Raw genomic sequence first — 24,190 nt, forward strand, 5'->3', positions numbered from 1 at the left:
TCTTGCAGAAAAACGGGTAGCTATAACGCTACCCGTTTTCACTTTTACACCGGCGTTCCGGCATAAATATCAAAGCGATGCCCTTTGGTGACAACCGCGTTCGGTGTGGCAATGTTTGCCAGCGGCGGCGCGTAGTCCGGGCGCTTTACCACCACACGTTTGGTCGCCAGTTGCCGCGCAGGCTCCAGCAACCCATCGGCATCGAGATCCGGCCCCACCAGCGACTGAAACACTCGCATCTCTTTCTTCACCAGCGCGCTTTTCTGCTTATGTGGGAACATCGGGTCAAGATAGACCACTTGCGGGCGCGGAGTAATATCGGTCAGCGCCGTCAAACTGGAAGCGTGAATCAACTGCAACCGTTCCTGCAACCAGCCACCAATTTCCTCATCGGCATAGCCACGCGCCAGGCCATCGTCGAGCAGCGCGGCAACTACCGGATTACGCTCCAGCATCCGTACACGACAACCGACAGAAGCCAGCACGAAGGCATCACGACCTAATCCTGCGGTCGCATCGACGACATCCGGCAGATAATCGCCCTTAATGCCCACCGCTTTTGCTACCGCTTCGCCACGACCACCGCCGAATTTGCGTCGGTGCGCCATTGCCCCGCCGACAAAATCAACGAAAATGCCGCCGAGTTTCGGCTCATCACGCTTACGCAGTTCCAGATGCTCTGGCGTTAACACCAAGGCCATCAGATTGTCTTCATCGTGCTCCAGCCCCCAGCGGGTCGCCAGAACAGATAAGGCGCCGTCTCCGGCGCCCGATTCATCAATTAAGCAGATTTTCACTGAATGATCAGCCCTTAATGCCGTAGTGCTCCAGCATCGCATCCAGTTGCGGTTCGCGACCACGGAAGCGTTTGAACAGTTCCATCGGCTCTTCTGAACCGCCACGGCTCAGAATGTTGTCGAGGAACGACTGTCCAGTATCACGGTTGAAAATCCCCTCTTCCTCAAAGCGCGAGAAAGCATCCGCCGCCAGCACATCAGCCCACAGGTAGCTGTAGTAACCTGCTGCATAACCACCAGCAAAGATATGGCTAAATGCATGTGGGAAACGGCCCCATGACGGAGACGGCACCACGGCAACCAGTTTTTTGATTTCTGCCAGGGTTTCGAGGATTTTTGCACCTTGTTCAGGACGGAACTCCGCGTGCAGACGGAAATCGAACAGGCCGAACTCCAGCTGACGCAGAATAAACAGCGCCGCCTGGTAGTTCTTCGCCGCCAGCATTTTATCCAGCAACCCTTTCGGCAGCGGTTCGCCGGTTTCATAGTGACCGGAGATAAACGCCAGCGCCTCCGGCTCCCAGCACCAGTTTTCCATAAACTGACTCGGCAGTTCGACCGCATCCCACGGCACACCGCTGATACCGGAAACACCGGCGGTTTCGATGCGGGTCAGCATATGATGCAGGCCGTGACCGAACTCGTGGAACAGGGTGATCACTTCGTCATGGGTAAACAGCGCCGGTTTACCGTTCACCGGGCGGTTGAAGTTACAGGTCAGATAAGCGACCGGTTTTTGCAGCGAACCGTCGGCTTTGCGCATCTGGCCTACGCAGTCATCCATCCACGCCCCGCCGCGCTTGTTCTCACGGGCATACAGGTCGAGGTAGAAGCTGCCGCGCAGTTCGTTGTTCTCATCATACAGTTCGAAGAAACGCACATCAGGATGCCAGACATCAACATCTTTACGCTCTTTGGCGGTGATGCCGTAAATACGTTTCACCACTTCAAACAGGCCGTTAACCGCTTTGTTTTCCGGGAAGTACGGACGCAGTTGTTCGTCGCTGATGCTGTAGAGGTGCTGTTTCTGTTTTTCGCTATAGTAAGCGATATCCCACGGCTGCAACTCATCCACACCAAATTCGGCTTTGGCGAAGGCACGCAGTTGCGCCAGCTCTTTTTCGCCCTGCGGACGCGCGCGTTTTGCCAGATCGGTTAAGAAATCAAGCACCTGCTGCGGATTTTCTGCCATTTTAGTGGCAAGCGATTTGAAGGCGTAGTTTTCAAAACCCAGCAATTGCGCCAGTTCGTGACGCAGCGCGAGGATCTCTTCCATCACCTTGCTGTTGTCCCACTTACCGGCGTTCGGGCCTTGATCGGAGGCGCGTGTGCTGTAAGCGCGATACATCTCTTCGCGCAGAGACTGGTTGTCGCAGTAAGTCATTACCGGCAGGTAGCTTGGGATATCCAGCGTCAGCAGGTAGCCTTCAAGTTCTTTCGCTTCGGCCTGGGCTTTTGCCGCAGCCAGCGCACTTTCTGGCATACCCGCCAGCTCAGCTTCGTCGGTAACGAGTTTAGTCCAGCCCATCGTCGCATCGAGGACGTTGTTGCTGTACTGGTTGCCCAGCTCGGAGAGACGGGTGGCAATCTCGCCGTAACGTTGCTGTTTCTCTTTCGGCAGACCGATGCCCGACAGTTCAAAATCACGCAGTGCGTTATCAACCGCTTTCTTCTGTGCCGTGTTCAGCGTGGCGTAATGATCACCATCGCGCAGATCGCGATACGCTTTATACAGTCCTTCATGTTGCCCTACCCAGGTGCTGTATTCTGACAGCAGCGGCAGCGTTTGTTCGTAGGCTTCGCGCAGCTCCGGGCTATTTTTCACCGAGTTCAGGTGGCTGACCGGGGAGAAAATACGTCCCAGCACATCGTCCACTTCTGCCAGCGGTTGGCAGAGATTTTCCCAGGTGTACGGTGCCCCCTGCGCTACCACGCGCTCCACATTTTCGCGACAGTCGTTCAGCGCCTTAGTCACGGCAGGAACGACATGTTCCGGGAGAATTTTAGAAAACGGAGGCAATTCAAAGGGAGTCAGTAACGGATTCGTCATAGGTACAGTCCTGGTTAAATAGAGGGAACGAAACGCTCACAGGCGCTTTCGCCGGAGGCGACGCAGACGTCTTATCCGGCCTACGTTAATAGGCCGATGCCATCCGACGCGTAATGGGTAATAGCATGGGGTTAAGTGTAGTGAATTTCAATGAGAAACGTTACGCTTTCGCGGCGACGTCCTCTTTTCGGTATACTGTCCTGATATGCTTTTGTGCGCCCCAAATACGGGCCGATTTTTACTTACCGGAACACCTTTACCCATGCTCAGTTATCGCCACAGCTTTCACGCTGGCAACCACGCCGACGTCCTTAAACATACCGTTCAGAGCCTGATCATCGAGTCGCTGAAAGAGAAAGATAAACCGTTTCTCTATCTCGATACCCACGCGGGTGCCGGGCGTTATCAGTTAAGCAGCGAACACGCCGAGCGTACTGGCGAATATCTCGAAGGTATCGCCCGTATCTGGCAGCAGGACGATTTGCCCGCAGAACTGGAGCCGTACATCAATGTGGTAAAACACTTCAACCGTAGCGGACAGTTGCGTTACTACCCCGGTTCGCCGTTGATTGCCCGTCAGTTACTGCGTGAACAAGACAGCCTGCAACTGACCGAGCTACATCCGAGCGATTTCCCGTTGCTGCGTTCTGAATTTCAGAAAGACAGCCGTGCGCGCGTAGAAAAAGCCGACGGCTTCCTGCAACTGAAAGCAAAACTGCCGCCAGTTTCCCGTCGTGGCCTGATCCTTATCGACCCACCGTATGAAATGAAAACCGACTATCAGGCGGTGGTCAGCGGGATAGCAGAAGGCTACAAACGTTTCGCTACCGGCACTTACGCATTATGGTATCCGGTGGTGTTGCGCCAGCAGATCAAGCGCATGATCCACGACCTGGAAGCGACCGGCATTCGCAAAATTCTGCAAATTGAACTGGCGGTGCTGCCGGACAGCGACCGCCGTGGTATGACCGCTTCCGGCATGATTGTGATTAATCCACCGTGGAAGCTGGAGCAGCAAATGAACAACGTGCTGCCGTGGCTGCACAGCAAACTGGTTCCGGCAGGCACCGGGCACGCCACCGTAAGCTGGATCGTGCCGGAGTAATTGCAACCATCGCTGGCACCTATTACGTCTCGCGCTACAATCGCGGTAATCAACGATAAGGACACTCTGTCATGACTAAACACTATGATTACATCGCCATCGGCGGCGGCAGCGGCGGTATCGCCTCCATCAACCGCGCGGCTATGTACGGTCAGAAATGCGCGCTGATTGAAGCCAAAGAGCTGGGCGGCACCTGCGTGAATGTTGGCTGCGTGCCGAAAAAAGTGATGTGGCACGCGGCGCAAATCCGCGAAGCGATCCACATGTACGGCCCGGATTATGGCTTTGATACCACTATCAATAAGTTCAACTGGGAAACGTTGATCGCCAGCCGTACCGCCTATATCGACCGTATTCATACTTCCTATGAAAACGTACTCGGTAAAAATAACGTTGATGTAATCAAGGGCTTTGCTCGCTTCGTTGATGCCAGAACGCTGGAAGTTAACGGTGAAACCATTACGGCCGATCATATTCTGATCGCCACCGGTGGTCGCCCAAGCCACCCGGATATTCCGGGCGTGGAATACGGCATTGATTCCGATGGTTTCTTTGCCCTACCAGCTTTGCCAGAGCGTGTAGCGGTTGTTGGTGCGGGTTACATCGCCGTTGAACTGGCTGGCGTGATTAACGGCCTCGGCGCGAAGACGCATCTGTTTGTGCGTAAACACGCGCCGCTGCGCAGCTTTGACCCGATGATCTCCGAAACGCTGGTCGAAGTGATGAACTCTGAAGGCCCGCAGCTGCACACCAATGCAATCCCGAAAGCGGTGGTGAAAAATGCCGATGGCAGCCTGACGCTGGAGCTGGAAGATGGTCGCAGTGAAACGGTAGATTGCCTGATTTGGGCGATTGGACGTGAACCTGCCAATGACAACATCAACCTCGAAGCCGCTGGCGTTAAAACCAACGAAAAAGGCTATATCGTCGTCGATAAATATCAAAATACCAACGTTGAAGGTATTTACGCGGTGGGCGATAACACAGGCGCAGTGGAACTGACGCCGGTCGCGGTAGCGGCAGGTCGCCGTCTCTCTGAACGCCTGTTTAATAACAAGCCGGATGAGCATCTGGATTACAGCAACATTCCGACCGTGGTCTTCAGCCATCCGCCGATTGGTACTGTTGGTTTAACGGAGCCGCAGGCGCGCGAGCAGTACGGCGACGATCAGGTGAAAGTGTATAAATCCTCTTTCACCGCGATGTATACTGCCGTCACCACTCACCGCCAGCCGTGCCGCATGAAGCTGGTGTGCGTTGGATCGGAAGAGATGATTGTCGGTATTCACGGCATTGGTTTTGGCATGGACGAAATGTTGCAGGGCTTCGCGGTGGCGCTGAAGATGGGCGCAACCAAAAAAGACTTCGACAACACGGTTGCCATTCACCCGACGGCGGCAGAAGAGTTCGTGACAATGCGTTAAATGTTAAAGGGCAAAGAGTGGTGTGCTCTTTGCCCTTAGTTACGTTTCCGCTATCAGTTCAGAAGCTGAAGCAGAAAGCGGATCAGTTCCAGCAGCGCAATTAACGCCCCAAGAACGATGATTGCTTTATCAATCACCCGTTTTCTCCATGCGATGGAGTGAGAATGCATCCGCTTACTCATCCACTGCCTGTCACGGCGCATGTCCCATTGTTAGATGACGACTATCTCACTCCGGCCAGAGCATCAGTTAACGGCACCACCCGTACTTCTGACCAGGACTTTGAAAGCGTTTATGCGCATTGTCAGAGTGAAAATGTCTCAGAGCTAACTGGATAATCACACAGTACATACAGGTTATAAAACCAGCACGTCCTTGCAATAGTTTCAGTATGGTATTAGCATTGATGCGTTAGATGATGACTATCTCACTCCAGCCAGAGCCACCAACTCAGGGCTGGAAAGTAAAAAACCGACGCAAAGTCGGTTTTTTTACATCCGGATTCGGACAAGGCTTAATATGACGATGACCCAGTGAAAGTATATAAATCGTCACTGCGATATATACCGAAGTGCCCCCTCCGCCAGCTGAAGAAATTGCTAATTCTTGCAATGTTAGCCACTGGCTAATAGTATTGAGCTGTTAGATAAGAGCTCTCTCACTCCAGCCAGAGCCACCAACTCTGGGCTGGAAAGTAAAAAACCGACGCAAAGTCGGTTTTTTTACGTCCTGATTCAGACCTCCTTTCGAATGAATAGCCAACTCAAAATTCACACCTTTTACCTTCCTCTGCACCTACGCATCCGTTAAAACATATATGTTTTTGACTTATCCGCTTCGAAGAGAGACACTACCTGCAACAATCAGGAGCGCAATATGTCATTTCTGTTACCCATCCAATTGTTCAAAATTCTTGCTGATGAAACCCGTCTGGGCATCGTTTTACTGCTTAGCGAACTGGGAGAGTTATGCGTCTGCGATCTCTGCACTGCCCTCGATCAGTCGCAGCCCAAGATATCCCGCCATTTGGCATTGCTGCGTGAAAGCGGGCTATTGCTGGATCGCAAGCAAGGTAAGTGGGTTCATTACCGCCTATCGCCGCATATTCCAGCATGGGCGGCGAAAATTATTGATGAGGCCTGGCGATGTGAACAGGAAAAGGTTCAGGCTGTTATCCGTAACCTGGCCCGACAAAATTGTTCCGCAGACAATAAGAACATTTGCAGTTAAAAAATTTAGCTAAACACATATGGATTTTCGCATGTGTTTTATCCGGGAGGCATTATGTTACTGGCAGGCGCTATCTTTGTCCTGACCATTGTATTGGTTATCTGGCAGCCGAAAGGTTTAGGCATCGGCTGGAGTGCGACGCTGGGCGCGGTGCTGGCGTTAATGACGGGCGTGGTTCATCCGGGCGATATTCCGGTGGTGTGGAATATCGTCTGGAATGCAACTGCCGCATTTATTGCCGTTATTATCATCAGTCTGCTGCTGGATGAATCCGGCTTTTTCGAATGGGCGGCGCTGCACGTTTCACGCTGGGGCAATGGACGCGGTCGCCTGTTGTTTACCTGGATTGTCCTGCTCGGCGCTGCCGTTGCTGCCCTGTTTGCCAATGATGGCGCGGCGCTTATTTTAACGCCGATTGTCATCGCCATGCTGCTGGCGTTAGGGTTCAGCAAAGGCACTACGCTGGCGTTCGTGATGGCGGCCGGATTCATTGCCGATACCGCCAGCCTGCCGCTTATCGTCTCGAACCTGGTGAATATCGTTTCGGCAGATTTCTTTGGTCTTGGCTTTCGCGAATATGCTTCGGTAATGGTGCCGGTGGATATCGCCGCGATTGTTGCCACGCTGGTGATGTTGCATCTCTATTTCCGCAAAGATATTCCGCAGAACTACGATATGGCGCTGCTGAAAGCACCGGCAGAAGCAATTAAAGATCCCGCCACCCTCAAAACTGGCTGGGTTGTTTTACTGCTTCTGCTGGTGGGATTTTTCGTCCTGGAACCACTCGGCATTCCGGTAAGCGCCATTGCGGCGGTGGGTGCGCTGATTTTGTTTGTAGTCGCTAAACGCGGTCATGCTATCAATACGGGTAAAGTGCTACGCGGCGCGCCCTGGCAGATTGTCATCTTCTCGCTCGGTATGTATCTGGTGGTTTATGGCCTGCGCAATGCCGGGTTAACGGAATATCTTTCTGGCGTACTCAACGTGCTGGCGGATAACGGCCTGTGGGCCGCGACGCTGGGCACCGGATTCCTCACCGCCTTCCTCTCTTCTATTATGAACAATATGCCGACGGTACTGGTTGGCGCGTTGTCCATTGATGGCAGCACGGCATCTGGCGTTATCAAAGAAGCGATGGTTTATGCCAACGTGATTGGCTGCGATTTGGGGCCGAAAATCACCCCAATTGGTAGCCTGGCGACGCTGCTCTGGCTGCACGTACTTTCGCAGAAGAATATGACGATTACCTGGGGATATTACTTCCGCACAGGGATTCTCATGACCCTGCCGGTACTGTTTGTAACGCTGGTGGCGCTGGTGCTACGCCTCTCTTTCACTTTGTAATGAGATACTGATATGAGCAACATTACCATTTATCACAACCCGGCCTGCGGCACGTCGCGTAATACGCTGGAGATGATCCGCAACAGCGGTACAGAACCGACCATTATCTATTATCTGGAAACCCCACCGACGCGTGATGAGCTGGTAAAACTCATTGCTGATATGGGGATTTCTGTTCGCGCCCTGCTGCGTAAAAACGTTGAACCGTATGAGGAACTGGGTCTGGCAGAAGATAAATTTACTGACGATCAGTTAACCGACTTTATGTTGCAACACCCGATTCTGATTAACCGCCCAATCGTGGTAACGCGGCTGGGAACCCGGCTGTGCCGTCCTTCGGAAGTGGTGCTGGAGATCCTGCCAGATACTCAGAAAGGGGCGTTTACCAAGGAAGACGGTGAGAAAGTGGTCGATGATTCGGGTAAACGATTAAAATAAACAAAGGGGGGGTGGCTGTGCCCCCAATCTCTGACGAAGAGCGTATCATTTCTTACCGGATGCGAGATCGTGCAATCTCAGTAAATTGCGCTTCCTGCCCTCGAAGATAAATAGTTTCCATTTTAATAAATGGTTATCACCATAATGCTAATAATTAGCACTCCATGTAACATGAGATAAAAAATAAACTCATTATAATAATTAAATAAAGAACTAATATTACGAGGAGACGGATAATAACATCATATGTCAATGCTATCCGGGACTAATATTCAAGGATATAAATATCAGACAGGTTTACGTTACTATCAGGCATATCGCCTAAGAATCGGATGAAAACTATAAAGAAATATCTATTATGGTTTTAACATTTGTTGATAAGGATAGTAACATGAACAAGACAAAAGGTGCACTCATCTTCAGCCTTTCATTTTTTCTTGCCGCATGTAGTTCGATTCCGCAAAATATTAAAGGCAATAATCAACCTGATATTCAAAAAAGTTTTGTTGCTGTTCATAACCAACCGAATTTGTATGTTGGGCAACAGGCACGCTTTGGCGGTAAGGTTATCAACGTTATTAACGGCAAAACTGATACGTTGTTAGAAATCGCCGTATTACCGCTGGATAGCTATGCCAAACCTGACATTGAAGCCAACTATCAAGGTCGCCTGCTCGCCAGACAAAATGGCTTCCTTGACCCAGTGAACTATCGTAATCACTTTGTTACTGTTCTCGGCACAATTCAGGGAGAACAACCTGGATTTATCAATAAAGTCCCATATAACTTCGTTGACGTGAATGTACAAGGTATTCAGGTGTGGCATTTGAGAGAAGTGGTCAACACCACCTACAACCTGTGGGATTACGGCTACGGCGCATTCTGGCCTGAACCAGGCTGGGGCGCACCTTACTACACTAATGCGGTTAGCCAGGTAACGCCAGAACTGGTGAAATAATTTAGTTTAAAGATGCAGATATTTTTCAAATATCTGCATCTTTAGTATGAATATTTATATATAACAATAATTATAATATCCTCTCTATTTATTACCTTTGGCGACCTGATTATAAAGTTAATGTCCGCAACAGGAGTCGGTTATGTTTCTTATAATTACCAGGGATACAATGTTTTTCACCGCGATGAAAAATATTTTAAGTAAGGGTAATGTCGTTCATATACAGAACGAAGAGGAGATCGACTTAACATTGCATCAGAATGCCTTAGTGATTATTGATACATTAATGAACAATGTCTTTCATTCTTCAATACTCAACAAAATTGAACATCTGAAGCCTGTTCATGTCATTGTTTTCTCACCGTTTAATATTAAACGCTGTCTGGGAAAAGTCCCGGTAACTTTTGTCCAGAGAAATATTACGATTATTGACTTTGTCGCGCTGCTTAATGGCAGTTACTGTTCTGTGCCAGAAGCGAATGTGTCACTCTCATGCAAACAACATCAAGTTCTGACCTGCATTGCTAATCAAATGACGACAGAAGATATTCTGGGAAAATTAAAAATTTCGCTGAAAACATTCTACTGCCATAAACACAATATTATGATGATTCTCAACCTTAAGCGGATCAACGAACTGGTACGTCATCAACATATTGATTATCTGGTCTGAACTCGCCAGCCGATATTTATAAAGAGGCCCGGCGACCGCCAGACCTCCGCACAATTACGCTTTACGCAGTAACACCTTCCTGCGTCAATGCCGCAATCTGTTTACGCCATTGCGCTTGCTCCTGTTCGCCTTCTGTACGTTGACCATAGAGCTGCGCAATCTGCGTACCGTCATGGGCAAACAATTCCAGACTGGTCACATAACCGTCACTGGCGGGTTTACGAGTTACCCAAGTTTCAGCAATGCACTCCTCTAAAAGGTGAAGAGTAAACGTTGGGTTGAAAATATTCAGCCAGCCTTTCATCGGCACCACTTTTTCAACCACACCGGTGAAGATCTGTACGCAACCACGGTTGCCAACAAATACCATGATCTCATTACCGTCTTGCTGGGCGGATTCCAGTATCTGCGCCAGCGCACTATTGGGTACTTTGCAGGCCAAATCGTCTGCCACCAGATTAAACGCCTGCTGACGAGTCAGGTTGTGGCGCTTGAGCAACGTAAAAAACTGATGAACGTCGGTCATCGCCCGCCACTCTTGCTCGACCACACTGGCATCTACGTCGGTTTGTGCAGCAGTCGCATCAACGGCTTTTAACTCAAGCGGCGTATTCTCTTCGACGATAAAACGCCCCAGAAGCTCGCTCCATGCCGCCATGTCGGTATTATCGGTGGCATAAACTTTCAGTAACGCATCGCCCTGATGATCAAAGAACTGAATACTCTGGCGTTCGCCGCGAGTCGTGGTTTCTTTTATATGGAAAACACTGTCCCACTGATTGAGAAACAGTCGTAAATCCAGCGCGCGCGGGTTGAGTATTAATCCGGCATGACCGTTCAAATGCTGGTTCGTGAAAGCACCTATCTGCTCATGAACAGCATATTCATTCCGGCAAATGCATTTGGTTTCGCCAACGCTTTCCAGTGCTGCCAGAATTTCACGAATATTGCCACGCATCCGCCACGCATCGTGCGTGACGCGCGCAAATGCCAGTTCTGCTTCGCTAATATTCATTAAACCTGCGATGTCACGCGCGTACTTTCCGGGATTTTGTTCTTTTAACTCAAGCCAGCGTGTGTAGTGGTTCATTGTCTCTCTTCCTTCCAGATAAACGCCCCGAAATATCGGGGCAGATGATTACCATTGATAACTCACGAAAATTTTTCCGTTACGACCATCCTGCGGGATACCCTGCGGCGACCAGTACTCTTTATCGAAGGCGTTGCCCAGTACCAGAGTGGTGGTCATGCCTTTGAGCGCCTGCTGCCCTTGATAGCTAACGTAGAAATCATTCACGCCGTAGCCCGGTTGTTTACTGTAACTGCTGCTGACATGTGTTGAGCGATCGGCAAACGTACCGACCCAACCGACAGAGAAGCCACTATGGGCAATGGGAATATTCAGGGTGCTGGTAACAGTATCCGGGTTAATGCTGGAGATATATTCACCGGTATCGGTGTCTTTGCCACGGGTACGGTTATAGGCCACATCAAGGCTAAACAGATCAGTGGTATATTTCGTCATCACGTCCCAGCCCCAGATTTTGGCGTTCGGGACGTTATACGACATGGTCGTCGCCGCCGCGAAATTGACGGTCGTGGAGATGTAATCCTTCGCTTTGGTATCAAAGTAGCTGGCTTTAAATTCCAGGGCATCATTGGACAACATCAGGTCATCAAAACGCAGCCCAAAGCCGTACTCCTGAGTTTCGTTGGTTTCCGGACGCAAATTCGGGTTCGGCACCCAATAGTTGGTATAGAAGCGACCAATCGAGAAGTGCTTAGAATCGTTATACATTTCGCCCATCGTCGGGGCGCGGAATGCCTGCGCATACGAGCCAAATAACATCAGCCAGTTGGTCGGGTTGATAGTCATCCCCGCACGAGATGACCATTTGTCGGCATCCACATCTTTGTAGCCGTCGCTGCTACCGCGATAACTGTCATAGCGGGTTCCGCCAAGCAGGGTAATCGGCAGATCGCGTAAGGTTATCTCATCTTGCAGCCAACCGGAGCTGAAATCGATTTTCGCTTGCGGGAACCCCGTCGTCGCACCGCCAGGATGCTGTTCCTGACGATAATACTCACCGCCATATGTCAGCAGGTGAGAGGCAAAACTATCGGCAAACAGAGTGGAACGGTTCTCCAGTTTGGCACCTTTTGTCGTCTGTTCACGATACTCGCCGGAACTCCCCGTGTTCTGCGCATTAATACGGACTTCCGACCAGTAAACTTTTGCATCGGCATTTAACCAGTCGTTGCCCAACGGAGCGAGTTTATAAGCAAGCTGCGCATCACGTTGAATCGTTGAGCGATCAACCATCGGGTTGCTGCTATCAGAAGCCTCAACGGTCTGCGGATTTTTTGGTTCACGCGCGTCGTTATTGTAATAACGCACTAACCCGCTCAGAGCCTGGGCAGAATCAATTTTCCAGGTTCCTTTCGCCAGCATGTTGTTGATAGCCTCGTCATTCGGCGCGGTTTCACCATTGCTCTGGCGTAAATCACCACGATCGCGACTGGACCAGGCCACAATGCCATCCAGATTTTCAGTTCGCCCAAACGCGCTCGCGCCTAATCCCAGGCTATGGTCTCCCGTGCCGCCAGTGCCAAAGACACGAAAACCACTGCTTTGTCCTTCCTGCAATAAATCTTTTGCATCGACCGTATCGTAGGAGATAACCCCTCCCAGCGCGCCACTGCCATACAGTAATGCCGAAGGACCACGGACAATCTCAACGCGTTTGATCAGCGCCGGATCGAGGAAAGTACCATTCAGGTGTCCAGTATCGGTTCCCTGACGAACACCATCGACAAGGATCAACACACCGCGATGGTCATAACCACGCATATTCACATCCTGACCATTCGTGCGTCCCGTACCATCAAGAGTAATCCCAGGAACATGGCGCAGCAGATCGGTGGCAGAAGTGGCCGTTTGGTTTTCAGGGACGGAAGTGTCGATAACGCTGACCATCATTGGCGCTTCGAAGGAACTTCGGGCATTCCCCGTTGCAGTAACAGTCATGGTTTCAGTAGCAAAAGCAATCGTCGGCAAGCTGGCGGAAACAGCCAAAGCCAACAAACTCAAGCGCAACGAGGTAAATTGCGGACGTGACATAGCGATTCTCCATGAGGAAAATAAAAAATGCTGGCTGCCTGGGTAAAAACCGGGGTGGCTGGCGAAAATAAATTTATTTACGATTCAAGGCGATAGTATTAACCAGGTGAGTTAATTGGCGTTTATATCCCGTGAAATTACCTGGTATTTCTGACAATTGCGCAAATACAAGCCCTCTTATCAGGCCGGGTGGTACACCACGTCTGAAGTGAAGAGTGCCGTGCGTTATCCCTCACGAAAGTTATAATTTCATTATCCATATGATCATATTTTGTTAAATACTAACTTGATAATGAGAATTATTATCGATCATTTTTTTATGATCAAGCTTTTTTTAACCGCTATTAACACACTAAACAGGGGGTTAAAGAATCTGTTTATCTCTCATCAACCGCAGCGTCCTTGTCACAATTCGTCCCACCGTGCCGTAACAAATCTTTGTCGTTAACTGCAATAATTTTTCTATTTTTTTGCCCTACAACCCGCGACATTGCTGGAGTTGCACCTTTTTCTCGCCCCGAAATTCAGCCGTTGCAAAGAACGTTAGCTGACGAATCATCTTGATAAAAATCAAAAATAAATACGCTTGTAACGCCTTGCGTATTGAATCGGTGGTGGAATTTCATATATAACTCAAATGATAATCATGATCATTCTCAATTTGATAAGAGTTCTCAATATGATGCCAAGGATCACCACCAGGCCGTGTCTTTGTTCCCCACTAACGTTATGCATTTCAGCCGTGGCCTCTGCCGCGAAGACCACGGTAAAACGAAGTTCCATGAAAAAACTGTTTATGGCAGTACTGGCTCTTAGCTGGGCTTTTAGCGCAACGGCGACCGAACGTATCGTGGTTGCTGGAGGGTCACTGACGGAACTGATCTACGCGATGGGTGCTGGTAACCGCGTGGTTGGTGTCGATGAAACAACATCTTATCCACCAGAAACCGCCAAACTGCCGCATATTGGTTACTGGAAACAACTAAGCAGCGAAGGCATTTTGTCACTTCGCCCGAATAGCGTAATTACCTGGCAGGATGCCGGGCCACAAATTGTGCTCGACCAACTACGGGCGCAGAAAGTCAACGTCGTCACCCTGCCGCGAGTGCCTGCCACCCTTGAGCAGATGTACGCCAACATTCGTCAACTGGCGAAAACGTTACAGGTTCCTGAACAAGGCGACGCGCTGGTGACACAGATCAGCCAACGCCTGGAGCGAGTACAGCAAAACGTGGCGGCCAAAAAAGCCCCGGTTAAAGCGATGTTTATTCTCTCCGCAGGCGGCAGTGCGCCACAGGTTGCCGGTAAAGGCAGCGTCGCAGACGCTATTCTGTCACTTGCCGGTGCAGAAAACGTCGCTACCCACCAGCAGTACAAAAGCTACAGCGCGGAATCGCTGATTGCGGCTAACCCTGAAGTGATTGTCGTCACCTCACAAATGGTCGATGGCGATATTAATCGGCTGCGTTCTATTGCCGGAATTACCCACACCGCCGCATGGAAAAACCAGCGCATTATCACCGTTGATCAAAACCTGATTCTGGGAATGGGCCCGCGTATTGCTGATGTCGTTGAGTCTTTACACCAGCAGCTTTGGCCGCAATAAACGGATTTAAATCAGACGTATGAACATGAAAAACACCCTGGATCTCACGCCACATTTTGCTTTAGACGGAGACCAGCCATTTAAAGACAGGCGCGCCATGATGCCATTTCGTGGAGCCATTCCGGTCGCCAAAGAACAACTGGCACAAACCTGGCAAGAGATGATCGGTCAAACGACTTCACCTCGTAAGCGACTGGTTTATCTGCATATTCCTTTTTGCGCGACACACTGCACGTTTTGTGGTTTTTATCAGAATCGTTTTAACGAAGATGCGTGCGCTCATTATACCGATGCCCTGATTCGAGAAATCGAGCTGGAGGCGGACAGTGTATTGCATCAGTCCGCGCCCATCCACGCAGTCTATTTCGGTGGTGGCACGCCTTCTGCGCTCTCTGCGCGCGATTTGTCCAGAATCATCACCACACTACGAGAGAAATTACCGCTGGCACCCGATTGTGAAATCACCATTGAAGGCCGGGTACTGAATTTTGACGCTGACCGAATCGACGCTTGCCTTGACGCAGGAGCAAATCGCTTTTCTATTGGTATTCAGTCATTTAACAGCAATATCCGCAAGAAAATGGCACGCACCTCTGATGGTCCGACCGCCATTGCGTTTATGGAAAGCCTGGTCAAACGCGACCGTGCTGCGGTGGTGTGCGATCTGTTATTCGGCCTGCCAGGTCAGGATGCGCAAACCTGGGGAGAAGATCTGACTATTGCCCGCGATATCGGTCTCGATGGCGTTGATCTCTATGCGCTCAATGTCCTGCCCAACACGCCGCTGGGCAAAGCCGTGGAAAATGGGCGCACTACCGTGCCCTCTCCGGCAGAACGTCGCGATCTCTATCTGCAAGGGTGTGACTTCATGGACGATGCCGGCTGGCGCTGCATCAGTAACAGCCACTGGGGTCGTACTACACGCGAACGTAATCTCTATAACCTGCTGATTAAACAGGGTGCCGATTGTCTGGCCTTTGGTTCTGGCGCAGGCGGTTCGATTAATGGTTACTCCTGGATGAACGAACGCAACCTTCAGACCTGGCATGAATCCGTCGCGGCAGGCAAAAAACCGCTGATGATGATCATGCGTAACGCCGAACGTAACGCGCAGTGGCGTCATACCTTGCAGTCGGGCATTGAAACGGCGCGTGTATCACTGGACGAACTTACGCCACATGCCGAAAAACTCGCGCCGTTACTGGCTCAGTGGCACCAAAAAGGCTTAAGCCGCGATGCTTCAACTTGCCTGCGGCTGACTAATGAAGGTCGTTTCTGGGCAAGCAATATTTTGCAGTCTCTTAATGAACTGATTCAGGTACTTAATGCGCCAGCGATTGTGCGTGGAAAACCATAACAGGAGTGATTTATGAGCCATGTCTCGTTACAGGAATTTTTGAAAACGGAGCCAGACGGTACGCTGGAAGCGATCGCCGAACAATACAACACCACACTGCTGGAGGTAGTGAAAAATCTGCCCTCTCCGACGGTCGTGTCAGGCGATAAATTCGATACTGTCTGGGATACCGTCTGCGAATGGGGCAACGTCACCACGCTGGTGCATACTGCCGATGTGATCCTCGAATTTAGCGGCGAACTGCCTTCGGGTTTCCATCGTCACGGCTATTTCAACCTACGCGGAAAGCACGGCATGTCCGGGCATATCAAAGCAGAAAACTGCACACATATTGCCTTGATCGAACGTAAATTCATGGGCATGGACACCGCCTCTATTCTCTTTTTCAATAAGGAAGGCAGCGCCATGCTGAAAATCTTCCTCGGCAGGGATGACCATCGTCAGCTCCTGAGCGAACAAGTCAGCGCCTTCCATGCTCTGGCGGCATCGTTAAAGGAACACGCCTGATGACGCCGTGGCTACTCTTTGGCGCAGGCGGAAAGGGAGTTGGTGCCAGAACGCTTGCACTGGCGCTGGCGGAACAACGTCCGGTCGTTGCTGTCGTTCGTCATGCCGATGCAGCCAAGAAACTGGCACAACAAGGTGTGCAGGTTTTTACAGGCGACGCCTGTGATGCCAGCGTAGTTGCGGCTGCTTGCCGCGCAGCTGGCCCGGATGCGCTTGTCATCTCAACAATGGGTGGCGCACAGGATTATCTGGCGCACAGAACAGTGATTGATGAGGCCGAAAAAGCCGGTATCAAGCGCATGATTCTGGTGACCTCTTTGGGATGCGGAGATAGCTGGCCGTTTTTATCAGATCGCGCCAAAGCCGCGTTTGGTCAGGCGGTACGGGAAAAAACGCTGGCGGAAAGCTGGCTGCAAACCAGCCAACTTGACTACGCCATTCTCCGTCCAGGCGGTCTGCTTGATGGCGCAGCAACGGGCAAAGCGTTACGGATACAAAATCAGGAGTGTCATGGTTTTGTCCGCCGTGCCGATGTCGCTACACATATTGCTGAACTGGCCAGTCAGCCGACACTCAACAAGCAGATCTACGGTCTGATTGAACCGGATCTGAAACCGGCGTAATCCCCTCCCGGCGCGGAATATCCGCGCCGTAATGTTGTAATGGAGTTTTGCGTGTTCAAGGATTCATTGTCTTCCGCCAGTGTCTTTATGGGGCTATCACTCTTATTGCTTGCCCTGGTGCTGTTCGGCGCCAGTCAGGGAGCGTTAAAGATCAGTTTTGATGCCCTTTTTGATGAGGAATACCGCGATATCTGGCTAAATATTCGCCTGCCTCGCGTTTTACTGGCAGTGCTGGTAGGCGCAGCGTTGGCAACCGCCGGGGTGATTATGCAGGGGCTTTTTCGCAACCCCATGGCTGACCCTGGATTACTCGGCGTCAGTAGCGGTTCGGCATTAATGGTTGGCGTTGCTATTGTGCTGCCCTTTTCCTTCCCGGTGATGCTGGTGCTCTATGAGCAAATGGTATTTGCCATCGCCGGTAGTTTAGTGGTCTGCACCATCATTTTTCTCATCACGCAGCGCCATCGCGATGGCAGCATGATGCAATTGTTACTGGCCGGGATCGCCATCAACGCCCTGTGCGGTGCGGCGATTGGCATCCTGAGCTATATCGGCGATGAACAGCAGCTACGACAACTCACACTGTGGATGATGGGCAATCTTGGACAGGCGCAATGGCCGACGTTATTGGTCGCCAGTTCATTCATTCTGCCAGCCATTATCGCGACAACCTGTCTCGCCGGAACGCTAAATTTGCTGCAACTTGGTGATGAAGAAGCCCACTACCTCGGCGTGAACGTTAAACGTAAACGCCAGCAATTACTGTTGATTAGCTCACTGCTGGTTGGCGCTGCCGTATCGGTAAGCGGAATTATCGGTTTTATAGGCCTGGTGATCCCACATCTGATTCGCATGACGACCGGGGCAAATCACCGCTGGTTAATCCCTTGTTCCGCCCTCGCCGGCGCCTGTTTATTGCTGATGGCAGACACACTTGCCCGCACGCTAGTACAGCCAGCAGAAATGCCCGTGGGATTATTAACCAGCCTGCTTGGCGGCCCTTATTTTATGTGGTTGATTCTGCGCAACCGGAGGATCACATGATCAGCGCCCAGAACCTGGTTTATAGCCTTCAGGGACGGCGTCTGACTGACAATGTCTCGCTGACTTTTCCCGGCGGAGAAATTGTTGCCATTCTCGGCCCTAATGGCGCGGGAAAATCCACGTTGCTTCGCCAGCTAACCGGCTATCTTCAACCAGATAGCGGCGAATGCCGGTTGTTTAATAAGCCATTAAATGAATGGTCAATCACCGAACTGGCGAAACACCGGGCCGTGATGCGTCAAAATAGCCACATGGCGTTTCCATTCAGCGTAAAGGAAGTGATCCAGATGGGGCGGCATCCACATCGTACCGGCAATCAGAGCGGTGAAACGGTGCAGATTATGGCGTTATGCGACTGTCAGGCACTCGCTAACCGCGACTACCGGCAATTATCCGGCGGTGAACAACAGCGTGTGCAATTGGCTCGCCTGCTGGTGCAACTCTGGGAACCAGTCCCCTCACCGAAATGGTTATTTCTTGATGAACCAACGTCGGCGCTGGATATTCACCATCAACAACATCTGTTTCGTTTATTACGCCAGTTGGTTCGCGAACGGCAATTTAACGTCTGCTGCGTATTGCACGATCTTAATCTTGCAGCCCGTTATGCTGACCGTGTTGTTTTGATGCAAAAAGGAAAGGTTGTTGCAAATGGCAAACCGCAGGACGTATTGACACAGCAGGCGCTGACAATGCTCTATGGCGCGGATATTACCGTGCTAAAAGATCCGGCTAACCATTCACCACTGATCGTCCTCGATCATTAAAACCAACAGGAGTACCGCTCTGGTACTCCTGCCGAATAAATAACGATACAGATTAGCTAATTGAAACGCCTTTCACCCCTGCCATGCCTTTTAATAATCGCAACAGCTCTTCTATCGATGTCGTGGCATGAAGCTGGATATCAATGGAAACCACTTCATGATCTTCATTTTCTTGCAACGAAACTAAATCTGTTTTTATTTTTTGCTGCTTAAACCAGTCGAGCATTGATACCGTATTACCGTTCACTAACGTCAGCTGTAAATGGTAATTTTTGTTCATCAGGCGGAAGGTTAATTGATGGAAGACTTCCAGCACCAGCAAGGTCATCACGGAACCGTAAATCCCCAGTTCATACATGCCGCTACCAATCACCATACCGATGGCTGCCGTTACCCAAATATCCGCAGCGGTAGTTAAACCGACAATATTTTGATTGCGAACGAGGATGTTCCCCGCACCGATAAATCCGACGCCAGTGACGACCTGAGCGGCAATACGGCTGGGATCAAGACCGACATGATCCAACGCCAGCACATCAGCAAAACCATATTTCGACACAATCATGAACAGCGCGCTGCCCATACCAATCAAGACATGTGTGCGTAACCCGGCTCCTTTGCCGCGCATTTGCCTTTCCATGCCAATAGCACCACAAGCAATTGCGGTCAGGATCAAACGAATAATAAATTCGGTAGTCATATAAAAACGCAAAAAGGAGCAGCAAGATGGCTCGGCTTGCTACTCCTTTTTGCTTTATTCCTGTTAATTCGGCAGGACATTTGCCAATTTATCTTTAAAGGTATACAAATTTTTCTGCGGATTTTTCTTACAATATTCAATCACTTTAGGAATCTGAGTCAGGTCGGTTTCATTTAAGGTTACAGTATCACCACCTTTATAAACCGTTTCTTCATGCAGCATCCACCATGCAACAGGTGTCATCGCTTTCGGATTCAGGTCAATAAATTCCTGACAAGTCATATCTTTAGCAGATTCATTAGCCGCCATCGCAGATTGCGCATTAACCAATGACAGTGCCGCTACAGCGCCAACGAAAACAATGGCTTTACGTAGAGATGCAATATTCATTTTACAACCCATTCAATAAATAATTGATATATGAACAGGAGGATTACCTGCTTTATAAGCAAGATATTCCGGCCTGTTCAATATTTAAGGAAATACGATGTAACGCATTCCCGTAATTACATATCTTTCTTAATTTTGTCCCATTCGCCTTTAACTTTATCTTTAAAGCTGGCTTTTTTATCCTGGGTACAAGCCTGAACGATCGCAGGGGTTACGGTTGCAATACCCTGAACATCTAAAACCGCATCTTCCGGTTTGTCTTTATTATTCAGAGCCTCAGCAAAACCGACAGCAGTCGGCTGGAAGGATTCGTCTACAGCCAGGAAGTCTTCACAGGTCCAGGAGTTGACAGGTTTTTTATTGTCAGCTGCTTTTTGCGCATCGGCTGCATTGCTCACTACAGGCAGAAGAAGCAGACCACCAAGAATAACGCCTAATACTTTTTTCATCGTAATATCCTCAACTATAAAGTGAAAGAGCCGTCACGAATCAATTTCGACATTGAGGTTATAACCTGGTTTTCTGGGTATGTCATGTTGAGACAAAATATCAAAATCAGATATTTTTATTCTAATACAATAGGTTACATGGTCATCACGCACAGTAATTAGGAAATTTTTATTAAATCAACTGCATTCTCAGATGCATTTTTGGCATAGATTGATAGCAGGGGTTTTCCTTCTTAAATTTATAGGGTGGTTCTATGTTATATATAGATAAGGCAACAATTTTGAAGTTTGATCTGGATATGCTTAAGAAGCATCGTAGAGCGATACAGTTTATTGCTGTACTGCTATTCATCGTCGGTTTACTGTGTATCAGTTTCCCGTTTGTTTCTGGTGATATTCTAAGCACGGTAGTTGGCGTATTATTAATCTGCTCTGGTATTGCACTTATTGTTGGATTATTCAGCAACCGCAGTCATAATTTCTGGCCTGTATTATCGGGGTTCCTTGTGGCAGTAGCCTATTTATTGATCGGCTATTTCTTTATCCGCGCACCGGAACTTGGGATTTTCGCCATTGCAGCGTTTATTGCGGGTCTGTTCTGCGTCGCAGGGGTTATTCGCCTGATGAGCTGGTATCGTCAGCGTTCAATGAAAGGTAGCTGGCTACAACTCGTTATTGGTGTGCTGGATATCGTCATTGCCTGGATATTCCTTGGCGCAACACCAATGGTTTCTGTGACATTGGTATCTACCCTGGTAGGGATCGAACTCATATTTAGCGCCGCCAGCCTGTTCAGTTTTGCTAGTTTGTTCGTTAAAAAATAATAACTAGCCGACGTATCTCCGCTCTATTTTTTAGCCTGCCTCATAGTTACGCACAATGATTATGAGGCAGCTAACACCTACACCACCGCATGGCTACCTTGATAAAACACGTACTATCATTGAAATAAATCGCGCACAGCGATTAAATCAACTATCTGAAATTTTTGTTTTTTTTATTTATTTCACGGCGAATTAGCCATTTCAAACATTATCATGGCTGATATTTTTCGTTGTCAGGTTTAATGTTTTAGAAGTGCTGTGAGAAAGTGAACTGAAGGTTCCATAAACATCGATGCTATGGGTAGATAAACGAATATTCCAGAGTTTATTTTTTCACTATCAATGCACTAAAAGAAAGCTGGCAATCCAATTGCCAGCTTAAATAGAAACAAGGAGACTCAATATTTAAATCGGATTACGCTTTAACTTTAGTAATATTCTTCAGAGATCACAAATGGATTATTTATAACTTATTCTTGGGTAGAAGTCCGCAGCGTGTTAATGTTTTGTTTATTAATTACAAATCAATAACAACCAGGAATCTTACCTAGGATCAATATATGGACCAGATGATGGCTAAATCTGAAGTTTTGATTAGTGTTAATAGACGTATTAGTTCACGAAGGGCAAGGTTCTTATAGGCGTTTACTATATTGAACACCATATTCGGACATGGATGTAAATAATGAAAGGGACAACATGTTCGAAACGATAACGGCTAAGGAGCAAGTTATGATTTTTCTCATGACGAAGGATTCTTTTCTTTTACAGGGCTTTTTGCAGTTGAAAGATAATCACGAAATGATAAAAATCAATTCCCTGTCAGAGCTCAAAAGCATAGGCAACAAACCATTCAAGGTGATCATTGATACCTATCATAATCATATCCTTGATGAAGAAGCTATTAAGTTTCTTGAGAAATTAGATGCCGAAAGAATCATTGTTCTGGCACCTTATCACATCAGTAAACTGAAAAGTCAGTCGCCTATTTATTTTATCAGCCGCAAAGAAAGTATTAAAAACCTGATTGATATTACTTATGGAAAACACTTACCCCATAAGAATTCTCAATTATGTTTCTCGCATAATCAATTCAAAATTATGCAACTGATTCTGAAAAACAAAAATGAAAGTAATATCACATCAACACTGAATATTTCGCAGCAAACGTTAAAGATCCAGAAATTCAATATCATGTACAAGCTGAAACTGAGACGTATGAGCGACATCGTGACTCTGGGAATTTCTTCTTATTTTTAATAAGGAGCCGATGTGACCCAGCGATAATTGTCTGAAATTAATGGCTGGCATGACGAGGGATGCAAATGCTGACTCCATTACTCCCGGTGATAGCCCAAGGAGAAGCGAAAACGAACTTATTCCCCTGGTTTATGTATCCACCAGTAGAAACCTTCGTTGCCCGGATGCAGACAGAGACTGTCGGCAGAACGGCAACATTTTTTTTGCCATTAACGTCACAATATTGGTCACTCTGCCTACATGCTTCCTCGCTGGCTTACAACCTCATGACTTGCATTATGCCGCTGGTCTGTAAATCCCTCATACCTCACCCCACGCGTAATTCAAAGAACCGTTATTTCTCACGAGTTTTCAGGGACTAAAATGAACAGAAAAACAATACTGTTAATACCGTTGTTATTCTGCGGCGCGATACTCACCGCCTGCGATGACAAATCGACGGAAAATGCCGCCGCCATGACACCTGAAGTGGGTGTGGTGACACTCTCTCCCGGTTCGGTCAATGTGATGAGCGAACTGCCCGGCAGAACAGTTCCTTATGAAGTTGCTGAGATACGTCCCCAGGTGGGCGGCATTATCATTAAACGCAACTTTATCGAAGGCGATAAAGTTAACCAGGGCGACTCGCTGTATCAGATTGATCCTGCACCCTTACAGGCAGAGCTGAACTCTGCCAAAGGTTCGCTGGCGAAAGCTCTCTCCACCGCCAGCAATGCCCGCATCACCTTTAACCGCCAGGCATCGTTGCTGAAGACCAACTACGTTAGCCGTCAGGATTACGACACCGCGCGCACCCAACTGAATGAGGCAGAAGCCAATGTCACCGTCGCCAAAGCGGCTGTTGAGCAGGCGACGATCAATCTGCAATACGCGAATGTCACCTCGCCGATTACGGGCGTCAGCGGAAAATCGTCGGTAACCGTCGGCGCATTAGTTACTGCTAATCAAGCTGATTCCCTGGTCACTGTGCAGCGTCTGGATCCGATTTATGTCGATCTCACGCAGTCGGTGCAGGATTTTTTGCGCATGAAAGAAGAGGTCGCCAGTGGGCAGATCAAGCAGGTTCAGGGCAGTACGCCTGTGCAGCTTAATCTGGAAAATGGCAAACGTTACAGCCAGACCGGCACGCTGAAATTTTCCGACCCGACAGTAGATGAAACCACGGGTTCCGTCACGTTGCGCGCGATCTTCCCCAATCCAAAGGGTGACTTACTGCCAGGCATGTACGTCACAGCGTTAGTGGATGAAGGTAGTCGCCAGAATGTGTTACTGGTGCCGCAGGAAGGCGTTACTCACAACGCTCAGGGTAAAGCGACGGCACTCATTCTGGATAAAGACGATGTCGTGCAGTTACGCGAAATTAACGCTACCAAAGCTATCGGAAATCAGTGGGTTGTTACCTCTGGTTTGCAAGCTGGCGATCGGGTGATCGTTTCCGGTTTGCAACGCATACATCCGGGTATCAAAGCACGCGCAATTTCCTCCAGCCAGGAAAACGCCAGCACCGAATCGAAACAATAACG

General features: G+C 49.2%; 25 protein-coding genes and 1 pseudogene. 17 read left to right on the forward strand and 9 right to left on the reverse strand.

The window, feature by feature from the left end:
- Positions 1-44 precede the first annotated feature (44 nt).
- Positions 45-797 carry a 16S rRNA (guanine(1516)-N(2))-methyltransferase RsmJ gene (gene rsmJ / locus LG381_RS03040; protein ID WP_032226709.1) on the reverse strand — a complete coding sequence of 251 codons (753 nt, stop codon included), beginning with the start codon at positions 795-797 and terminating at the stop codon, positions 45-47.
- Between the two features lie 7 nt (positions 798-804).
- Positions 805-2,847, reverse strand: a complete 2,043-nt coding sequence (gene prlC, locus LG381_RS03045; protein WP_225762008.1) for an oligopeptidase A — start codon at positions 2,845-2,847, stop codon at positions 805-807.
- A gap of 262 nt (positions 2,848-3,109) precedes the next feature.
- Here prlC and rlmJ point away from each other — a divergent pair, with 262 nt between their 5' ends.
- Together rlmJ and gorA are read left to right on the forward strand one after the other, a co-directional pair.
- Positions 3,110-3,952 (forward strand): 23S rRNA (adenine(2030)-N(6))-methyltransferase, encoded by an 843-nt coding sequence (gene rlmJ / locus LG381_RS03050; protein WP_032226712.1) that lies wholly within the window; start codon positions 3,110-3,112, stop codon positions 3,950-3,952.
- Positions 3,953-4,023: 71 nt separating this feature from the next.
- A complete protein-coding gene (gene gorA / locus LG381_RS03055) occupies positions 4,024-5,376 on the forward strand; it encodes a glutathione-disulfide reductase (protein ID WP_225762009.1) in 1,353 nt (450 codons plus the stop codon).
- A 53-nt stretch (positions 5,377-5,429) separates the two neighbouring features.
- Here gorA and dinQ read toward each other — a convergent pair whose 3' ends face one another.
- Positions 5,430-5,513 (reverse strand): damage-inducible type I toxin DinQ, encoded by an 84-nt coding sequence (dinQ, locus tag LG381_RS03060; protein WP_001295215.1) that lies wholly within the window; start codon positions 5,511-5,513, stop codon positions 5,430-5,432.
- Positions 5,514-5,540: 27 nt separating this feature from the next.
- On the opposite strand from dinQ, the gene LG381_RS03065 reads away from it, so the two are divergent.
- The 6 genes from LG381_RS03065 (at position 5,541) to LG381_RS03090 (ending at position 10,019) form a co-directional block, all read left to right on the forward strand.
- On the forward strand, positions 5,541-5,714 hold the full coding sequence (locus tag LG381_RS03065) for a hypothetical protein (RefSeq protein ID WP_038809072.1): 174 nt from the start codon (positions 5,541-5,543) through the stop codon (positions 5,712-5,714).
- 538 nt (positions 5,715-6,252) lie between these two features.
- Positions 6,253-6,606: an As(III)-sensing metalloregulatory transcriptional repressor ArsR gene (gene arsR / locus LG381_RS03070; RefSeq protein ID WP_222680874.1), complete on the forward strand. Its 354-nt coding sequence runs from the start codon at positions 6,253-6,255 to the stop codon at positions 6,604-6,606.
- A 54-nt stretch (positions 6,607-6,660) separates the two neighbouring features.
- On the forward strand, positions 6,661-7,950 hold the full coding sequence (arsB, locus tag LG381_RS03075) for an arsenite/antimonite:H(+) antiporter ArsB (RefSeq protein ID WP_225762010.1): 1,290 nt from the start codon (positions 6,661-6,663) through the stop codon (positions 7,948-7,950).
- A 12-nt stretch (positions 7,951-7,962) separates the two neighbouring features.
- Positions 7,963-8,388 carry a glutaredoxin-dependent arsenate reductase gene (gene arsC / locus LG381_RS03080; protein ID WP_085461365.1) on the forward strand — a complete coding sequence of 142 codons (426 nt, stop codon included), beginning with the start codon at positions 7,963-7,965 and terminating at the stop codon, positions 8,386-8,388.
- 391 nt (positions 8,389-8,779) lie between these two features.
- Positions 8,780-9,346 (forward strand): outer membrane lipoprotein Slp, encoded by a 567-nt coding sequence (slp, locus tag LG381_RS03085; RefSeq protein WP_001044201.1) that lies wholly within the window; start codon positions 8,780-8,782, stop codon positions 9,344-9,346.
- A gap of 142 nt (positions 9,347-9,488) precedes the next feature.
- Entirely contained in the window at positions 9,489-10,019 is a 531-nt protein-coding gene (locus tag LG381_RS03090) for a helix-turn-helix domain-containing protein (protein WP_225762011.1), read from the forward strand.
- A gap of 61 nt (positions 10,020-10,080) precedes the next feature.
- Here LG381_RS03090 and chuS read toward each other — a convergent pair whose 3' ends face one another.
- A complete protein-coding gene (chuS, locus tag LG381_RS03095; protein WP_085461366.1) occupies positions 10,081-11,109 on the reverse strand; it encodes a hematinate-forming heme oxygenase ChuS in 1,029 nt (342 codons plus the stop codon).
- Between the two features lie 48 nt (positions 11,110-11,157).
- The gene (chuA, locus tag LG381_RS03100; protein WP_307723224.1) at positions 11,158-13,047 is read right to left on the reverse strand and encodes a TonB-dependent heme/hemoglobin receptor ChuA/ShuA; all 1,890 of its coding nucleotides are present in this window, start codon (positions 13,045-13,047) and stop codon (positions 11,158-11,160) included.
- Positions 13,048-13,822: 775 nt separating this feature from the next.
- Here chuA and shuT point away from each other — a divergent pair.
- Genes shuT through LG381_RS03130 form a run of 6 tightly spaced genes read left to right on the forward strand, consistent with a single transcriptional unit; the run spans position 13,823 to position 19,044 of the window.
- Positions 13,823-14,746, forward strand: a complete 924-nt coding sequence (gene shuT, locus LG381_RS03105; RefSeq protein ID WP_225762965.1) for a heme ABC transporter substrate-binding protein ShuT — start codon at positions 13,823-13,825, stop codon at positions 14,744-14,746.
- Positions 14,747-14,765: 19 nt separating this feature from the next.
- Positions 14,766-16,103: a heme anaerobic degradation radical SAM methyltransferase ChuW/HutW gene (gene hutW, locus LG381_RS03110; protein ID WP_032226720.1), complete on the forward strand. Its 1,338-nt coding sequence runs from the start codon at positions 14,766-14,768 to the stop codon at positions 16,101-16,103.
- 12 nt (positions 16,104-16,115) lie between these two features.
- On the forward strand, positions 16,116-16,610 hold the full coding sequence (hutX, locus tag LG381_RS03115) for a heme utilization cystosolic carrier protein HutX (protein ID WP_000020032.1): 495 nt from the start codon (positions 16,116-16,118) through the stop codon (positions 16,608-16,610).
- Positions 16,610-17,233 carry an anaerobilin reductase gene (chuY, locus tag LG381_RS03120; protein WP_225762012.1) on the forward strand — a complete coding sequence of 208 codons (624 nt, stop codon included), beginning with the start codon at positions 16,610-16,612 and terminating at the stop codon, positions 17,231-17,233. Before hutX ends, chuY begins: the two co-directional genes overlap by 1 nt.
- Before the next feature lie 51 nt (positions 17,234-17,284).
- Positions 17,285-18,277, forward strand: a complete 993-nt coding sequence (gene shuU, locus LG381_RS03125) for a heme ABC transporter permease ShuU/ChuU (RefSeq protein WP_225762013.1) — start codon at positions 17,285-17,287, stop codon at positions 18,275-18,277.
- The gene (locus tag LG381_RS03130; RefSeq protein WP_000622313.1) at positions 18,274-19,044 is read left to right on the forward strand and encodes a heme ABC transporter ATP-binding protein; all 771 of its coding nucleotides are present in this window, start codon (positions 18,274-18,276) and stop codon (positions 19,042-19,044) included. Before shuU ends, LG381_RS03130 begins: the two co-directional genes overlap by 4 nt.
- 52 nt (positions 19,045-19,096) lie before the next feature.
- Here LG381_RS03130 and LG381_RS03135 read toward each other — a convergent pair whose 3' ends face one another.
- From LG381_RS03135 to hdeA, 3 genes are all read right to left on the reverse strand, one after another.
- Positions 19,097-19,744 (reverse strand): MgtC/SapB family protein, encoded by a 648-nt coding sequence (locus tag LG381_RS03135; RefSeq protein ID WP_024165148.1) that lies wholly within the window; start codon positions 19,742-19,744, stop codon positions 19,097-19,099.
- A gap of 63 nt (positions 19,745-19,807) precedes the next feature.
- On the reverse strand, positions 19,808-20,134 hold the full coding sequence (gene hdeB / locus LG381_RS03140) for an acid-activated periplasmic chaperone HdeB (RefSeq protein WP_105281226.1): 327 nt from the start codon (positions 20,132-20,134) through the stop codon (positions 19,808-19,810).
- A gap of 116 nt (positions 20,135-20,250) precedes the next feature.
- A complete protein-coding gene (gene hdeA / locus LG381_RS03145; protein ID WP_000756548.1) occupies positions 20,251-20,583 on the reverse strand; it encodes an acid-activated periplasmic chaperone HdeA in 333 nt (110 codons plus the stop codon).
- A 254-nt stretch (positions 20,584-20,837) separates the two neighbouring features.
- On the opposite strand from hdeA, the gene hdeD reads away from it, so the two are divergent.
- Complete coding sequence (gene hdeD / locus LG381_RS03150; RefSeq protein ID WP_000965661.1) at positions 20,838-21,407, forward strand: acid-resistance protein HdeD; 570 nt, start codon at positions 20,838-20,840, stop codon at positions 21,405-21,407.
- Positions 21,408-22,139: 732 nt separating this feature from the next.
- Positions 22,140-22,667 carry an acid resistance transcriptional activator GadE gene (gadE, locus tag LG381_RS03155; protein WP_000576683.1) on the forward strand — a complete coding sequence of 176 codons (528 nt, stop codon included), beginning with the start codon at positions 22,140-22,142 and terminating at the stop codon, positions 22,665-22,667.
- A gap of 37 nt (positions 22,668-22,704) precedes the next feature.
- Here gadE and LG381_RS22425 read toward each other — a convergent pair.
- Positions 22,705-22,971 (reverse strand): annotated as a pseudogene (locus tag LG381_RS22425) (hypothetical protein).
- Between the two features lie 107 nt (positions 22,972-23,078).
- Between LG381_RS22425 and mdtE the strand changes: the two are divergent.
- Positions 23,079-24,188 carry a multidrug transporter subunit MdtE gene (mdtE, locus tag LG381_RS03160; protein WP_367273293.1) on the forward strand — a complete coding sequence of 370 codons (1,110 nt, stop codon included), beginning with the start codon at positions 23,079-23,081 and terminating at the stop codon, positions 24,186-24,188.
- Positions 24,189-24,190 lie beyond the last annotated feature (2 nt).

The organism is Escherichia sp. Marseille-Q3837 (genome assembly GCF_916618735.1).
Taxonomy (GTDB): Bacteria; Pseudomonadota; Gammaproteobacteria; order Enterobacterales; family Enterobacteriaceae; genus Escherichia; species Escherichia ruysiae.

Coding starts and splice junctions, on each gene's coding strand:
- hutW (WP_032226720.1), top strand. CDS start 14,766: ATGAACATGAAAAACACCCTGGATCTCACGCCACATTTTGCTTTAGAC.
- hdeB (WP_105281226.1), bottom strand. CDS start 20,134: ATGAATATTGCATCTCTACGTAAAGCCATTGTTTTCGTTGGCGCTGTA.
- gadE (WP_000576683.1), top strand. CDS start 22,140: ATGATTTTTCTCATGACGAAGGATTCTTTTCTTTTACAGGGCTTTTTG.
- hdeA (WP_000756548.1), bottom strand. CDS start 20,583: ATGAAAAAAGTATTAGGCGTTATTCTTGGTGGTCTGCTTCTTCTGCCT.
- LG381_RS03130 (WP_000622313.1), top strand. CDS start 18,274: ATGATCAGCGCCCAGAACCTGGTTTATAGCCTTCAGGGACGGCGTCTG.
- hutX (WP_000020032.1), top strand. CDS start 16,116: ATGAGCCATGTCTCGTTACAGGAATTTTTGAAAACGGAGCCAGACGGT.
- slp (WP_001044201.1), top strand. CDS start 8,780: ATGAACAAGACAAAAGGTGCACTCATCTTCAGCCTTTCATTTTTTCTT.
- arsB (WP_225762010.1), top strand. CDS start 6,661: ATGTTACTGGCAGGCGCTATCTTTGTCCTGACCATTGTATTGGTTATC.
- prlC (WP_225762008.1), bottom strand. CDS start 2,847: ATGACGAATCCGTTACTGACTCCCTTTGAATTGCCTCCGTTTTCTAAA.
- arsC (WP_085461365.1), top strand. CDS start 7,963: ATGAGCAACATTACCATTTATCACAACCCGGCCTGCGGCACGTCGCGT.
- rlmJ (WP_032226712.1), top strand. CDS start 3,110: ATGCTCAGTTATCGCCACAGCTTTCACGCTGGCAACCACGCCGACGTC.
- hdeD (WP_000965661.1), top strand. CDS start 20,838: ATGTTATATATAGATAAGGCAACAATTTTGAAGTTTGATCTGGATATG.
- arsR (WP_222680874.1), top strand. CDS start 6,253: ATGTCATTTCTGTTACCCATCCAATTGTTCAAAATTCTTGCTGATGAA.
- LG381_RS03065 (WP_038809072.1), top strand. CDS start 5,541: ATGCATCCGCTTACTCATCCACTGCCTGTCACGGCGCATGTCCCATTG.
- chuA (WP_307723224.1), bottom strand. CDS start 13,047: ATGACTGTTACTGCAACGGGGAATGCCCGAAGTTCCTTCGAAGCGCCA.
- chuS (WP_085461366.1), bottom strand. CDS start 11,109: ATGAACCACTACACACGCTGGCTTGAGTTAAAAGAACAAAATCCCGGA.
- LG381_RS03135 (WP_024165148.1), bottom strand. CDS start 19,744: ATGACTACCGAATTTATTATTCGTTTGATCCTGACCGCAATTGCTTGT.
- chuY (WP_225762012.1), top strand. CDS start 16,610: ATGACGCCGTGGCTACTCTTTGGCGCAGGCGGAAAGGGAGTTGGTGCC.
- gorA (WP_225762009.1), top strand. CDS start 4,024: ATGACTAAACACTATGATTACATCGCCATCGGCGGCGGCAGCGGCGGT.
- shuT (WP_225762965.1), top strand. CDS start 13,823: ATGCCAAGGATCACCACCAGGCCGTGTCTTTGTTCCCCACTAACGTTA.
- LG381_RS03090 (WP_225762011.1), top strand. CDS start 9,489: ATGTTTCTTATAATTACCAGGGATACAATGTTTTTCACCGCGATGAAA.